Consider the following 14256-nt stretch of genomic DNA (forward strand, 5'->3'; position numbering starts at 1 on the left):
AGCTAGCGTTCATCCTGAGCCAGGATCAAACTCTACATTGTAAAATTTCTTATTTAAATCTCCATTAAGGAGAATATATTCTGACTTAGAACGACTATCCTTTATAACCTTTATTGAAGTAATCAATTAACGGTTCGTATTTATACCCTGTTGTAAAAATACAACAAGACTCTTGTACTAACTTGTCTGTTTATGTAAATCTATTCAAAGAACTCTATCTTTAGTGCTAACCGAGATAACTCTCGAAAGCGGATGCAAAAGTACAACTTTTTAAAACACAATCCAAATAATTCAAAAAGAAAATTCAAAAAAAAAGCAACTTTTTTACTCCACAAACGGGAAAATCAACCAAAAGAACAATTTCACCTATTTATATTATATATAGGGAGTAACCTAACTCCTCTTAACATACAGTAAATAAAAAAAATGTACAGTCTGAGAATCCTTAATTACAAGTATCAAACTATATCATTCATTTTTCAAGAGATTAAGATTATCACTTCTCTTAAACCTCTAAGCTTTCCTCACCCCATTGCTTCCAAAGGCACTAAACAACATTAACTAAGTTCCTATTAGTAAGTATATAACTTTTCGTTTGAATTGTTTATCTTTGCATTTATGAAGACAATTAGCAAAGAAACAGACCCTCGTTATTTAGCTTGTCCTATCCGTCAGGTTATCACCCGCTTTGGAGATAAATGGACATTGTTAGTGTTAGGCATACTCGGTAGCTCTGATCAAAAGAAGATGCGCTATTCAGAAATTCACGAGAAGATGCTCGACTGCTCACAAAAGATGCTCTCTCAAACTTTAAAGAATTTGGAAAGCAACAAACTAATAAACCGCAAAGTCTACCCTGAAGTTCCACCTAGGGTTGATATAGCCTCACCGAACTAGGTATTTCACTACTCGGTCCACTTAAAGTTCTGGTAGAATGGGCACAAGAGAATATGAATAAAATAATAAAGGACTAAGAAAGATACCAGTATGGGTAGTTAATGGCGATAATGACAGAATGGTGCCTACTTCAAATTCTTATGATTTAGCAAACAGACTGCCCAATGCTCAACTAACAATTTATCCTAACTCTGGACATGGGGGCATTTTTCAATATCATGAAGAGTTCGTTTCAAAGGCAATAGAATTTCTAAAATAGTAAAACAATATGAAAGCAATACAGATTGATGGATATAAGAAAGGTGAAATGAAGGTTACCTTGCGAGAAGTAGATATGCCCCAAGTGGGTGATCACGATATATTGGTAAAGGTGAAGGCAGCCGCAGTAAACCCACTAGAACTACTCATTGCTCATGGCGATGTAAAACTAGTCGTCCCATATCAATTCCCCTTAACTCTTGGCAATGAAATGTCAGGAGTAGTAGAACAAATAGGAACAAAAGTCAAAAAGTTTAAGAAAGGCGACCGAGTTTTTGCACGCCTACCAATTAATCGCATTGGAGCTTTTGCCGAATACGTTGCAATTGACGCAAGTGCAGTTGCAAAAACTCCCGATTATCTTTCCGACGTTGAAGCATCAGCTGTTCCACTTACAGCATTAACAGCCGAACAAGCTCTTGACATTCTAAATCTCAAATCTGATAGTAGCCTATTTATTTCTGGAGGATCAGGCAGTTTTGGCGCAATGGCTATTCCTTTAGCCACAGCTCGTGGGTTAAATGTAATAACAAGTGGTGGAGCAAAAGCGAAAGAGCGCACAAAAGAACTTGGTGTTAGCCAGTATTTTGACTACAAAACAGAAGACTATACCGAACACTTGAAAGATATTGATGGAGCAATTGATTCTCTAGGAGACAAAGAACTTCCACGTCTTTTCTCTATTCTTCGAGAAGGAGCAACCCTTGTTTCACTTAAAGGCATGCCTAATGCTAGCTTTGCCAAATCATTTGGCTTATCACTATGGAAACAATGGCTATTTAAATTTGCAGGAATGAAGAATGAAAAGTTAGCAAAAAAACGCAATCAACATTATCATTTTATTTTTGTAACTGCCAATGGAGCGCAGCTAGAGAAAGCAGCAACCATTCTTACGAACCGAAGTATACGCCCAGAAATAGGTAACATTTACACATTAGAACAAGCCGAAGAAGCATTGAACGATGTAGCCTCACACCACTCACAAGGAAAGGTTATTATCCAACTATAATAAGAAGAATATAATCCTTATTTATAAATAGATTCCATTTTCCTCCTATTTATCACTCTTTCTTCCCCATTAGTTCCTTATGGGGAGAAATTTCAAAACTTCAAATCAAAGGAAACATAGTTTCATTGAGAGACGATTCTTCCTCAATAGTATATAAAAGAGCCATATCTAACTCTAACAATGAGTTTCGATACGGCTCTTTGACGTTTTATTTTTTTAAGAAGAAGTATTTACATATTATTCATTCTACAACATTTTACCAATTTCTCAAGCCTACCAAACATTACAAATTCTACTCCCTTCCCCTCTAAATTCCACCCAAAACAAGATGTAAGGTGTATATAACACAAATAAAAACAATCTATGTCAGTTTTTTTTATTAAGTTTGTAAACACAACATCGATAAGCATTTTCGATGTAAAACAATAATCGACAACTATTCAACATCAAACAAAATGCGACATATTACATTACTTCTCGTTTTGATTTTCTGTGCAATTACATCTAAGGCACAAGAGTTTAACAAATTATTTAACGACTCTACCCTTCGCATTGCCTATACATTCAGCGGAAACGCACATAAACAAAGCATTGCATTAGACCAGCTAACAGTGTCGCCCCGTTGGTTTGGTAAACGTCAAAATCTTAGTAATATTCCTGTAGAAGGCAATGCACAAATAGCCGTTCGCCTACACAATACAAAGCAACTTATTTATCTTAACTCGTTCTCTACCTTGTTTCAAGAATGGATCACCTATGATGAAGCATTGAAGGTAGATAGAAGTTTCGAGAATGTTCTACTGATCCCAATGCCTAAAGAGGCTGTAGATGTAGAAGTGTATATGATAAATAACCGACGAGAGAAAACCGTTTCGTTTACACATACTATCAATCCCAACGATATTCTCATTCGTCAAGATGGATTTAAAGATCTCACTCCTTTCGAAACCATACATCAAGCAGCCGACACCAGCAAATGTATTCGAATTGCATATCTTGCAGAAGGCTATACAGAAAGCGAGATGCCAGCCTTCATAAACGATGCCAAAAGAGCCACAGAAGCTTTGTTCGCTCACGAACCTTTTAAAGAATTGCAAAGCAAGTTCAATATCATCGCAGTAAAATCTCCTTCTAAAGAGAGTGGAACAAGTATTCCTTCAAAAGGCATTTGGAAAGAAACTGCCCTACAAAGTAGCTTCGACACCTTTTATAGCGATCGCTATTTAACCACACTTCACGTTAAAAAGATTCATCAATGGCTTGCAGGTTTACCCTACGAGCACATTATTATATTAGTAAACACATCTGAATATGGTGGCGGTGGCATTCTTAATTTCTACAATTTATCTAGCTGTAACCACAAATCTTTCTTGCCAGTGGTGGTTCATGAGTTTGGACATAGCTTTGCAGGACTAGCAGATGAGTATGCATACGAGCAAGAACAGCTCAACATGTATCCGTTAGATATTGAGCCATGGGAACCAAATATCACTACATTGGTGCAGTTCGACAAGAAATGGAAGAACCTATTAGACCCCAAAACACCAATACCTACACCGCTCAACAATAAGAAATACACACTCGGAGCATTCGAAGGTGCAGGCTATTCGCTAAAAGGTGTGTATCGAGGCGAACGCAATTGCCGAATGAGAGCAAACGACATCCCTAATTTTTGCACTGTTTGTCGCAAGGCTTTAACCGATGTTATTAATTTCTACACCAAGTAATTAAATGATAATTAGAGGCAAACTGCTTGTTGCACTCCTCTTGTTCATAATCTTGCCCACCTGCATTTTGGCACAAAGTAAACGCCAACAAAACAACGACAAAGAACTTTTAGCAAAGGCAATAGATTATTATCAAGGCACAAAATATCACGAGGCACTACTCTTTTTCGAACAACTCAACAATAGATATGTTTTAAATCCCCGATTTAAAGCATATATGGCTGTGTGCTATTATCACGACAACGATTTTAAGAAAGCCACCGAAACACTCGACACACTTTTGCAATCGCTCACCGTTTTTGCCCCTCGTGAGCAAGCGGTGTATTATTTTATCAACGCAGAAAGTCATTTTCAAGAGCAAAACTACAAGCAGGCGCTCACCAATTTCGAGCAAGGCTTGCCCCTATCCGACAACAAAGAAAAAGGTTATATCTATTATAGAATAGGCTTTTGCCATCTCTTTAACGAAGAATGGCAGTTGGCACTCAATGCCTTCGAACAATCTATTAAAAGCTATAACGACAACAACTTACCCAATATTCACGAGCAACAAACCCTCAACATGATTTTGGGTTGCCAAGAGAAGCTGAAATCTACAACAGAAATAACACCCGACACCTTACCCCAAACGCCCAAGAGTGAAGGCAGTAAACAATCTCAGTCGGATACAGAAAAGAAGAAAGAAGAATAAAAAAGAAATAATAATAAGTTTCACAAAAACTCATTTTTTTATTTTTATTCAAGGATAATATATACCTTTGCGCCGACCAAACTTCAAACAACATATAAAAGAGATTGTTTATTTAGTATTTTATAAATTCAAAATTAGCATTAAGGATGAAAAAATATTTTTAATTGGGATAATGATATTATCTGTAGTTTCTGGTTTTGCTCAAAACGTAGCGACAATTAAGAACCTAAAAGAACAGCAACAAGTGCTCGACTTAACAGCTAAACTGAATGCACTAGAACTCGAACTTGAGAAAAAGAAGCTTGAGAACAATGCTCTTACGAGCAAGGCTGCTGGCGTTAATACTGAGGCAAATATAACAACAACAGATTTCTCAACATCAGATCCTTCAACTACCGTAAAGGAAGCAAAGGGTACTATTAAGAAACTTAAAGAAACAAAAGAGATCAATAAGAACTTGGCTAAGAGTCAATCAGAGTTGACTAAGCTAGAAAAGAAGATAACTAAGCTTAAGACCAAGATTGATCAATTGAACAAAAAGATTCAATTTACTAATAAATAAAGATAAAGATAATATTAAATTAAGATGTAGGAATGCCCGAACTCTGCATTCTTACATCTTATTATGTTATAACATACAAACACCAAAATTCACTATTTAAAAGAAATAAAAAAGCAATGGTAAAGAAAATTATTCTATCACTATTATTGATTTTATCGTCGCATCTTTCGATATATTCACAAATGCTCTTTTCTGAGAACCTTACAATGGATATAGATAGCACAAAAACAATACAAGGTTCTTTATTACCTGTGTTAGATTTCAAAACCGAAAAGGAGAATATTCTCACGTTTAAGAATACAGCTAATCTCAATATATTAATAAAACATCAGCGTGTCATTAATTTAATTAATAAATTAGAAATCTCTACTTATGGTAAAAAAGTAATGGTAAGTGGAGGATATGTACACACCGAATATCGCTATTTAGTAAACCGTGCCTTTGAAATTTATCCTTATGCAGAGTCGCAATGGGCCGATAGCCGAGGCATGAAGTATAAAGTTTCTGTCGGACTTCAATCACGCAACCGGTTAATAAACAAAGAGAAATTCCTTATGTTTGCAACTGCTGGACTTTTTTACGAATTTGAAAAGTGGGAAGATCCAACTCCTAATTCCAGTCCTTTATATGCTTATAGCCGTAGTATCAAGACTCATTTGTCTATCAGTTTCAAGCATCATATAGACGATCATTGGGACCTAACCACTACTGCTATTCATCAAGCCAAGCCCGATAAAAACTTTAATAAGCCACGAATAGGAGGAGCTGTAGACCTTAAATACAACATCACACCAAAGGTGGGTATTAATGTTGCCTATCGTTTCATATGTGACACGGCTCCAATTGTTCCTGTTAGAAAGATGTATTCAGCTGTTGAAGCAGGATTGAGTTTATCCTTCTAAACAAAAGAATATGCCAGTTCGGGATAAAATCTATAAAAAAAGAGTAATTCCAAACACTTTGGAAGTACAAGATTGCAAAAAAAGTTATCCCGAACTGACTCATTAAAAGAAAGAAGTTATTATCTTTTCCCCACTAAAAGTAATGACATTACAAAACTATAACATTGCTTTTAGTCAACAAAAGCAGTCGTTTTAGCATATAAAAGCATTGAGTTTGAAGTGCAAAAGCAATGAATTTATTAAGTAATTCGATTGCATTTGAAAGAAAAAGAGCTAGTAATTAGAAATCTATTCTTATCCCAAAAGAGCTATAAGCAATTCAAAATCAATCAAATACCATCACACTTTAAGAAGAGTTACATCATACCAAAAACTAACTAACTCCCAATTCATTTTCAATTTTCTCTATTTCTCTTATTTTCTCCTAAACTTTTATCCTTGTAAATAATAACATTTATAACGAATAAAAGCAGAAATTAATTTCAATACATTAACCATATCTCTCATTTCATTCGTTAAGTATCATTAAACAAGTGTGCCATCAACACCTATGAAATGGTATTTTGATGGCATTATCCAGCAGAAAACGGCACCCTTTTCAAGTAATTGGCACAGAGTTTGCAAACAATTACACATAATATATATAAAAGAAAGGTAGACAATAATGACCAATCAATTCTCACCAAGAGTATCTGAGATCCTTGCTTTCAGCAGAGCAGAAGCCCTAAGGCTTGCTAGTGGATCGATCGGTCCAGAACATTTGCTGCTAGGAATAATAAAGGATAACAACCAATATATCAACAACTTATTTGCAGAAATGCGTATAAATAAAGACGATGTCAGAGCACAACTCGAAGAAAAAATACAAAACGAGAACAGCTCTAACACGCTTTTCACCACAGATATTGCACTCAACGACAAAGCAAACAATGTCTTAAAGCTTGCAATTGTTGAAGCACGCCTTCTGCATTTGCAAATAGTTGATATTCAACATGTCCTCTTAGCCATCTTACACGATAGCTATTTAAACAACGCAAAAATTGTTTTAGAATCGAACAACATGAATTACGATAATACAAAAGAATTTCTATATCCCAGTACTAAACCACAAACCGATGGCCTAGAGCTATCGGGAGACGAGGAAGAAGAACTATCTGAAGGCAGCGATTTTAGCTCTTCTCATCGTGAAAGTGCAAGTAATACTGCCACAAAAACAGAACAAACAAAAAGTAAAACACCTATACTCGACAACTTTTCTACCGACTTAACCAAGGCGGCAAGTGAGGGATTACTTGATCCTGTGGTAGGAAGAGAGCGTGAAATACTACGCCTTGCAGAGATTCTTTGCCGTAGAAAGAAAAACAATCCTATACTTATAGGTGAGCCAGGTGTGGGCAAAAGTGCCATTGTTGAAAACCTTGCGCAACTTATTGTGCAACGAAAAACATCTCCAGTGCTCTTCAATAAAAAGATTGTAGCACTCGATATGGCGTCTATCGTGGCAGGAACGAAGTACCGAGGACAATTCGAAGACCGTATAAAAGCCTTGCTCAAAGAATTGAAAGAACACCCCGAAATAATTGTATTTATCGACGAAATACACACAATTATTGGTGCGGGAGGCACTCCAGGCAGTATGGATGCAGCCAATATCATGAAACCAGAGTTGGCAAGAGGAGGTATTCAATGTATCGGAGCCACCACTCTTGATGAATATAGAAACAGCATTGAGAAAGATGGAGCATTGGAACGACGTTTCCAAAAGATCATCATTGAACAAACAACAGCACAAGAAACACTGCAAATTCTATCTAACATAAAGGATAGATACGAGCAACATCACCATGTTCAATACACTGATGATGCCTTAAAAGCATGCGTCAATCTGTCAGAACGATATATTAACGATCGCTTTTTCCCTGATAAAGCTATTGACGTGATGGACGAAGTGGGCTCGAAAGTGCACTTGCGCAACCTAAAGGTACCCAAAGAGGTTGAAGAAAAGGAAAAAGAAATAAAAGAAGCAAATGCTAAGAAAAGCGCAGCTGTTAAGAATCAGAACTATGAACTCGCTGCCAATTATAGAGATAAGGTATGCGCTTTAGAAAAAGAACTCGACGAGTTGAATGCAGCTTGGACTAAAGGTGAACACAAAGACATTGATATCGTAACCGAAAAGGAAGTTAGCGAAACGGTATCTATAATGACTGGTGTTCCTGTTGAGCGCATCGCAGAAGCGGAAGGCAGTAGACTTAAAGCTATGAGCGACACTCTTAAGAAAACAGTTATCGCACAAGACAACGCAATCGACAAGGTGGTGAAAGCCATTCAACGCAATCGTGTAGGCTTAAAAGACCCTAATCACCCTATCGGTGTATTCATGTTCTTAGGTCCAACGGGTATTGGTAAAACGCATTTAGCTAAAAAATTAGCTCAAATTATGTTCGGTTCTGACGATGCTTTGATAAGAATTGACATGAGTGAATATAGCGAAGGCTTTAACACTTCACGCTTAATTGGTGCTCCTCCAGGCTATGTTGGATACGAAGAAGGTGGACAATTAACCGAAAAAGTGCGCAGAAAGCCCTACTCTATCATACTACTCGACGAAATAGAAAAGGCTCATGGCAATGTATTCAATATGCTATTGCAAGTGTTAGACGAAGGTCGTTTGACTGATGGAAATGGTAGAATTGTCGATTTTCGCAATACAATCATCATCATGACCTCAAATGCTGGTACTCGACAACTTAAAGATTTCGGACGAGGTGTAGGCTTCAACGCTGGAGGTTCGTTTGGAAGTGATATCAACGAAAGTGACAAAGAATACGCAAGAGGAATTATTCAAAAGAGCTTAAGCAAACAATTCGCTCCTGAATTCTTAAACCGCCTCGACGAAATTGTGATGTTCGATCAACTCGACCTTGACGCAATTCTAAAGATTACCGATATCGAACTTGCTTCGTTAACAAAGCGAATTGAACAAATTGGCTATCAAATTGAAATATCAGATAAAGCTAAAGAGTTCGTTGCTAAAAAGGGTTATGATGTTCAGTTTGGCGCTCGTCCACTAAAAAGAGCTATTCAAACCTATATTGAGAATGGCATTTCTGAGCTTATCTTGTCTGATACTATCAAGCTTGGAGACACCATCTCGGTAGGAAAAGTACCTAATAAAGAAGAGCTTACCTTTAAATAAGCCTTCTTTTTGCAAGTCAAATAAGTTGTAAAGACTAAGCGAAATAGACTTAAAAGGTGCACGAACAAGAAAAGAGCATAATGCTATATTATAATAGGTGAAATGCCATCTAAAAATAATAACAATGCTTTTAAAGTGCAAACTCTATGCTATTACAAGGTAAATACAACGCTTTTGCAATGCAATAGCGATGCTTTTAAGAACAAGTTGTACCATATATATAAATAGGTGGCAGCAAACTTGTAATAATTAAAATACATTTTAAAGAATAATTCTCAAGTCTTTATATCCATAAACACACCATTCAACACATCAATACATTCTAATTTATGTATTGATGTGTTTTTATTATATCCCAAAAGTAAAATAAATGAAATATATTTAAACATATATATACTTTTATTTATTAAAAATCCGAATTAAAAGAAATATATTAACACTACTAAACAAGAGCGAGAAAATATTTTAAGTTTTTGCAAAAAAAAGCGAAGAAAATATTTGGTTATTCAGAAAAAAGCCTTATCTTTGCATTCGTTATCCTGAAAACAATCTTTTTACCTTAAAGAGACTAATACCTATTGAAGATTTGGAGCGGTTACCTGTGAAGGCCATCGCTTTTTTATGTCAATACTTTTCCTCTTATATACAATGTAATAAAGACACAAAATACTAGTACATAATTCCTTACTACAATAAAATTTAAATATATTCCTTCAATTATCCACCCTTCTTTTTTTAAGAGTCCTCCCACTTTTTTCATGCATTAGCGAATTAAAATCATTCTATTTTGAGAATATTTAATAGCAGATCTACTCCAGCAAACATAAGAAAAATCTCCCAAAGACATAAAACGAAATATATTTTCACAAATAAAGACTTATTTAAGAGAGTATTCTCACAACTTAGTTAATCTATTATAAAATACAGAAGTTAAAACTATTAATGAAGCGTTAGGTATAGAAAATTTAGTAACTTTGCGCCGATTTAGTCCGTATAGGCTCGTATAAGTAATAACAAAGGTGTTATTCGCCTTGCGGAAATAATGTTTATATTATTATAATAATGTACGCAATTGTAGAAATTAAAGGTCAACAGTTCAAGGTAGAAGAGGGCAAAAAGCTCTATGTTCACCACATTCAAGGCGTAGAAACAGGCGCAACTGTTGAATTCGACAAAGTTCTTCTTGTAGACAAAGAAGGTGCTGTCACAGTAGGAACTCCCACTGTAAGCGGAGCAAAAGTTGTAGTTGAAGTAGTGAATCCACTTGTAAAGGGTGACAAAGTCATCGTTTTCAAGATGAAACGTCGCAAAGACTATCGTAAAAAGAATGGTCACCGTGCACAATTCACTCAAGTAGAAGTTAAACAAGTTATCGCTTAAAAAACAGGAGGATTTAAGAATGGCACATAAAAAAGGTGTTGGTAGTTCTAAGAACGGCCGTGAATCAGCTTCACAAAGATTAGGCGTTAAAGTATGGGGTGGTCAAAATGTTATCGCAGGTAACATCATTGTACGTCAACGTGGTACAAAACATAACCCAGGCTTAAATGTAGGTATTGGTAAAGATGATACTCTTTTCGCACTTGTAGACGGAGTTGTTAACTTCCGTAAGGGTCGCAAAGATAAGAGTTATGTATCAGTAATTCCTCACGCAGAAGCTGAAGCTTAATTTATAAATAAAACTTATTCCAAACAAACAACAATAAATCCTAGGAGTAGATTACTATTCCTAGGATTTATTGCATTTAGGGGTTTCGTTGCGATAAGAGGCCTTATATACCACTAAATGATACAATGATACTCATAATATCAATATAAGCCTCTACACCCCACTCTACATTCCGCTTAATACAAGCATGCCTTTGCCTTAAAAGAACCTTTTTCTTCATTGATAAAAGCATTGATAATACATCGCAATAACATTGCTTTTACACCTTAAAACGATTGCTTTTAAATAGCAAAAGTAGCCTTATTACAATCCACCTCCCACCTACTTCGATTGAACTATACAAAAAGAAGACATTCCACCGAGATGAAATGTCTTCAATATAGCGTTATAAGATGCTCTTTCTTATGGCACCTTTGTGAAGTAAATACGTATTGGAGCCGACCTCATAACAGGTGTATCACCACTAGCACGAAGTGTTTCATAAGTACCCTTCCATGTTTCTCCCCAGTCCATAACTTTAGTATTTTCTGTTGGAGCATAATCGTTGATAGTCATTTCCAATAGCTCTTGCTTTGTTTTACTATCAAGGATAAGGCGGAATCCCACACGAATAGCCTTAAGATCTTTATCTGTTGCAGAGAAAGCAGCATTGATATTATCGAACTTAAACATACTCAATTCGTAGCGTGGAGGACGCCCTGACGCCAATTCTTGGAAGTATTCACGACTCTTTCCATCTTCTGTTGCAGTGCCTGCAGCAGTGAAATAGTTTTGAAGACCACCTGTAAAGTGAGGAGTAAAGGTGTAGTTCTTACCCGAAGCAGTGAAAGTGAAGTAATCGTTTGCAGCTGTTCCGTCGAACAACACCTTAGAATCTCCACCAATATTATCACGTAACCACTGATAGTTAGACACCTCTTTAAATGCCCATGTACCGCTGAATGATGTAGCACCAACAATCTTTATAGAAATACTTGGATTACTTCCTGCAATCATTCCTTCGCTATCTGCAACCTTTAAGATGATATTATCTTTACCTGCCTCAAGCTTTAAGAATTCAAGAGTCACTGTACCCGTACTGCTTCCTGGTGCAAACACAGCTTGCTTAGCACCATTTTCAAATTTAAAGTGCTCACCTTCAACTGCAGTACTCGCTGCATCTACCTCCAAACTAATACGAGTTGTATCGTTAAAAGAGAAACGAGCACCTACATCTGAGCGCAATTCTATGTTATAAGACTTCTTTAAAGTCAACACATCAGAAGAGGTTTCAAAGCTATAAACATTTGCTCCTACAAGGTCAATCTGCGAATAACTCATGATACCTAAGCGTGCATTAGAAGGAGTTTGCAGAACCATCAACATATTTTTTGTACGCTCTACTCGCAAACGTGTAATGGTTATCTGCGCTTCTGTCTCACCTTTCTTCAAATGAAAGACCTTTTCTGATGCACTAAAATCAACGCCCTCTTCTGCTCCATTGAACACAACTGGCACGTCAACATCTGCATCTACGGGCTTCAAAGCCTTAATAGAAACGTTCAAAGACGCTCCTACTTTATTGGTTAAGCTATACTTCGGAGTAGTAACTCCTATGACATTGCTACTCACTTGCTCGTTATCAGAGCACGAGAAGCAAACAACCAAGCCAACCAACATGAATAATAATTTTGCAATATGTCTTCTCATATATCTTTCTATTTAATTCCTTGTTCATATTCCGCAGTAATAGCATCAGCTTCTTGCTTTTCTGTTGCAGTATTAACTGTAGGGTCTGGCAATCTATAAGATCTGTTACCAGTTGTGTTGTTGTCTGTTATTGGTGGCATATCGTCTGCTTTATCGCAAGCAGAAAAGACATTCACGCCAACAAAAGCAATCATTGCCAACAATAAATATTGTGCTATTTTTTTCATAATTCAACCTTCTTTTAGTTAGAAATAACCTCTTTATAACCCTCGTTCTGTATGATTTGAGGATTTATACGAATGTCTGATTCAGGTAGAGGGAATGTGTACATATACTTTAAGTTATTATAACGCAAGCCATTATATAACACATAATACTCTGGAGCACCATTTCTTTTGAGCTCAAACATACGATCTCCTTCTGCAAAAAACTCCTTACGACGCTCGTTTAAGATGGCTGCCATCAATTTTGTCAATGCCTTTCCTTGCGCATCTACTGTGATTTTTTCTGTAGAAACCACATCGGGCAATGTTGTAAGCGTGTAATCTGTTGCATTAGAAATACGTGCTTTGCGCAACTCATTCAATGCTTTTAAGGCATTTTCTGTTTGATTTAAATGTGCATAACATTCTGCTTCGATAAGCTTTAGTTCTGCTCCTCTCATTCCACAGAAGAAAGGTTTAACCAATTTACGCTCTTTATCTAAGCTTAATTCATAACGAACGTCGGTTGCTTCTTCACCATTTTGGAAGCAATTGATGAATCGCTTGCTTACAGGACGATATTGAGCCGAACGCCATAGCGACAAGTTTATAGAGTTGTTGCTTTCTGTTGAGCGTGCATAAGCTGCAATAATATGGTTGCCTGGCTTACTGGTTGGATTGCTTATCATATCCTTATACTCTGTAGTTGACAAGAGTGGATAGGTTGATTGCAACTCTTTAGAAAGCGCAAGAGCCTTATCCCATTGCTCTGTCCACCAATAAAGACGAGTGAGATACGCCTTGCACACATTCTCTGTAAAGATATATAATGTGTTGGTGTTATGATGATTGATAGCCTCTTTCAAATCACTCTCCACTTGATTGATAGTTTCTTGAAGTGTACTTCTTATCGGACGTGCCTCCATATTAAAGGTTGTTACAAGAGGAACACCAAGCTGTTTATCCAAACTATCTTTGTCGGGAGCCTTGCAATACAAACGCATGAGCTGATAATAAGCCACTCCACGCATTGCATGAGCAGTAGAAAGCACTTCATTAGATAGGATTGTGCCATCTGATTTCATGTTTTCTATCACAATATTACAATCGTTTATAAGCTTATAAAGATTGGTATAAGGCTCATAAGCACTGGTTGTGAGAAGCGAACCCAAATAAATAGGAAGCGAACGACCTGCTTGTTGAGTGAGCGAAGCTTCGAAATCATCTCCTCCCGCCATATCAAAATTAGACATACGGCTGATGTTATTAATCAAATTAGTTGAGCCTTCGTCTATATTATTCAGATGTGTATGAATGAGAGCAGAGAACTCTTCAGGTGTAGTTGGAATGGTTCTTCCGTATGGTTTCACATCTAGATAGTTATCACAAGATGTGAGAAGTGTCGCACCTGCTATGATTGTAAAAACTAATTTCTTTATCATAATATCAT

General features: G+C 36.5%; 13 protein-coding genes. 10 read left to right on the forward strand and 3 right to left on the reverse strand.

Annotation, left to right across the window (positions count from 1 at the left end; genetic code table 11):
* The first annotated feature begins 618 nt into the window (after positions 1–618).
* The 10 genes from A3GM_RS11035 (at position 619) to rpmA (ending at position 10914) form a co-directional block, all read left to right on the forward strand.
* Complete coding sequence (locus tag A3GM_RS11035) at positions 619–897, forward strand: winged helix-turn-helix transcriptional regulator (protein ID WP_018362494.1); 279 nt, start codon at positions 619–621, stop codon at positions 895–897.
* An 82-nt stretch (positions 898–979) separates the two neighbouring features.
* Entirely contained in the window at positions 980–1156 is a 177-nt protein-coding gene (locus A3GM_RS11890; RefSeq protein WP_422723605.1) for an alpha/beta fold hydrolase, read from the forward strand.
* Positions 1157–1165: 9 nt separating this feature from the next.
* Complete coding sequence (locus tag A3GM_RS0106070) at positions 1166–2164, forward strand: NADP-dependent oxidoreductase (protein ID WP_018362495.1); 999 nt, start codon at positions 1166–1168, stop codon at positions 2162–2164.
* Between the two features lie 455 nt (positions 2165–2619).
* The gene (locus tag A3GM_RS0106075; RefSeq protein WP_018362496.1) at positions 2620–3891 is read left to right on the forward strand and encodes a M64 family metallopeptidase; all 1272 of its coding nucleotides are present in this window, start codon (positions 2620–2622) and stop codon (positions 3889–3891) included.
* 4 nt (positions 3892–3895) lie between these two features.
* Entirely contained in the window at positions 3896–4582 is a 687-nt protein-coding gene (locus A3GM_RS11040; RefSeq protein ID WP_018362497.1) for a tetratricopeptide repeat protein, read from the forward strand.
* A 172-nt stretch (positions 4583–4754) separates the two neighbouring features.
* Entirely contained in the window at positions 4755–5144 is a 390-nt protein-coding gene (locus A3GM_RS0106085) for a hypothetical protein (RefSeq protein ID WP_018362498.1), read from the forward strand.
* Between the two features lie 116 nt (positions 5145–5260).
* Positions 5261–6046 (forward strand): DUF481 domain-containing protein, encoded by a 786-nt coding sequence (locus A3GM_RS0106090; RefSeq protein ID WP_025830097.1) that lies wholly within the window; start codon positions 5261–5263, stop codon positions 6044–6046.
* 664 nt (positions 6047–6710) lie between these two features.
* Positions 6711–9245, forward strand: a complete 2535-nt coding sequence (locus tag A3GM_RS0106095; RefSeq protein WP_018362500.1) for an ATP-dependent Clp protease ATP-binding subunit — start codon at positions 6711–6713, stop codon at positions 9243–9245.
* A gap of 1062 nt (positions 9246–10307) precedes the next feature.
* Positions 10308–10625, forward strand: a complete 318-nt coding sequence (gene rplU / locus A3GM_RS0106100; RefSeq protein WP_018362503.1) for a 50S ribosomal protein L21 — start codon at positions 10308–10310, stop codon at positions 10623–10625.
* 19 nt (positions 10626–10644) lie between these two features.
* Positions 10645–10914 (forward strand): 50S ribosomal protein L27, encoded by a 270-nt coding sequence (gene rpmA, locus A3GM_RS0106105; protein ID WP_018362504.1) that lies wholly within the window; start codon positions 10645–10647, stop codon positions 10912–10914.
* Between the two features lie 402 nt (positions 10915–11316).
* Here the strand turns inward: rpmA and A3GM_RS0106110 are convergent, their stop codons facing one another.
* The 3 genes from A3GM_RS0106110 to A3GM_RS0106120 are packed head-to-tail and all read right to left on the reverse strand — an operon-like array spanning position 11317 to position 14248.
* On the reverse strand, positions 11317–12603 hold the full coding sequence (locus tag A3GM_RS0106110; protein WP_018362505.1) for a hypothetical protein: 1287 nt from the start codon (positions 12601–12603) through the stop codon (positions 11317–11319).
* A gap of 8 nt (positions 12604–12611) precedes the next feature.
* Entirely contained in the window at positions 12612–12830 is a 219-nt protein-coding gene (locus A3GM_RS0106115) for a hypothetical protein (protein WP_018362506.1), read from the reverse strand.
* A gap of 14 nt (positions 12831–12844) precedes the next feature.
* Complete coding sequence (locus tag A3GM_RS0106120) at positions 12845–14248, reverse strand: RagB/SusD family nutrient uptake outer membrane protein (protein ID WP_018362507.1); 1404 nt, start codon at positions 14246–14248, stop codon at positions 12845–12847.
* Between the last annotated feature and the right edge of the window lie 8 nt (positions 14249–14256).

The sequence above is a fragment of the Hoylesella nanceiensis DSM 19126 = JCM 15639 genome, assembly GCF_000379965.1.
In the GTDB taxonomy this organism is placed as follows: domain Bacteria; phylum Bacteroidota; class Bacteroidia; order Bacteroidales; family Bacteroidaceae; genus Prevotella; species Prevotella nanceiensis.

What these genes read in the sequence shown, in the direction of transcription:
- A3GM_RS11035 (WP_018362494.1), top strand. Translation starts at nt 619, where the DNA reads ATGAAGACAATTAGCAAAGAAACAGACCCTCGTTATTTAGCTTGTCCT.
- A3GM_RS0106070 (WP_018362495.1), top strand. Translation starts at nt 1,166, where the DNA reads ATGAAAGCAATACAGATTGATGGATATAAGAAAGGTGAAATGAAGGTT.
- A3GM_RS0106075 (WP_018362496.1), top strand. Translation starts at nt 2,620, where the DNA reads ATGCGACATATTACATTACTTCTCGTTTTGATTTTCTGTGCAATTACA.
- A3GM_RS11040 (WP_018362497.1), top strand. Translation starts at nt 3,896, where the DNA reads ATGATAATTAGAGGCAAACTGCTTGTTGCACTCCTCTTGTTCATAATC.
- A3GM_RS0106085 (WP_018362498.1), top strand. Translation starts at nt 4,755, where the DNA reads ATGATATTATCTGTAGTTTCTGGTTTTGCTCAAAACGTAGCGACAATT.
- A3GM_RS0106090 (WP_025830097.1), top strand. Translation starts at nt 5,261, where the DNA reads ATGGTAAAGAAAATTATTCTATCACTATTATTGATTTTATCGTCGCAT.
- A3GM_RS0106095 (WP_018362500.1), top strand. Translation starts at nt 6,711, where the DNA reads ATGACCAATCAATTCTCACCAAGAGTATCTGAGATCCTTGCTTTCAGC.
- rplU (WP_018362503.1), top strand. Translation starts at nt 10,308, where the DNA reads ATGTACGCAATTGTAGAAATTAAAGGTCAACAGTTCAAGGTAGAAGAG.
- rpmA (WP_018362504.1), top strand. Translation starts at nt 10,645, where the DNA reads ATGGCACATAAAAAAGGTGTTGGTAGTTCTAAGAACGGCCGTGAATCA.
- A3GM_RS0106110 (WP_018362505.1), bottom strand. Translation starts at nt 12,603, where the DNA reads ATGAGAAGACATATTGCAAAATTATTATTCATGTTGGTTGGCTTGGTT.
- A3GM_RS0106115 (WP_018362506.1), bottom strand. Translation starts at nt 12,830, where the DNA reads ATGAAAAAAATAGCACAATATTTATTGTTGGCAATGATTGCTTTTGTT.
- A3GM_RS0106120 (WP_018362507.1), bottom strand. Translation starts at nt 14,248, where the DNA reads ATGATAAAGAAATTAGTTTTTACAATCATAGCAGGTGCGACACTTCTC.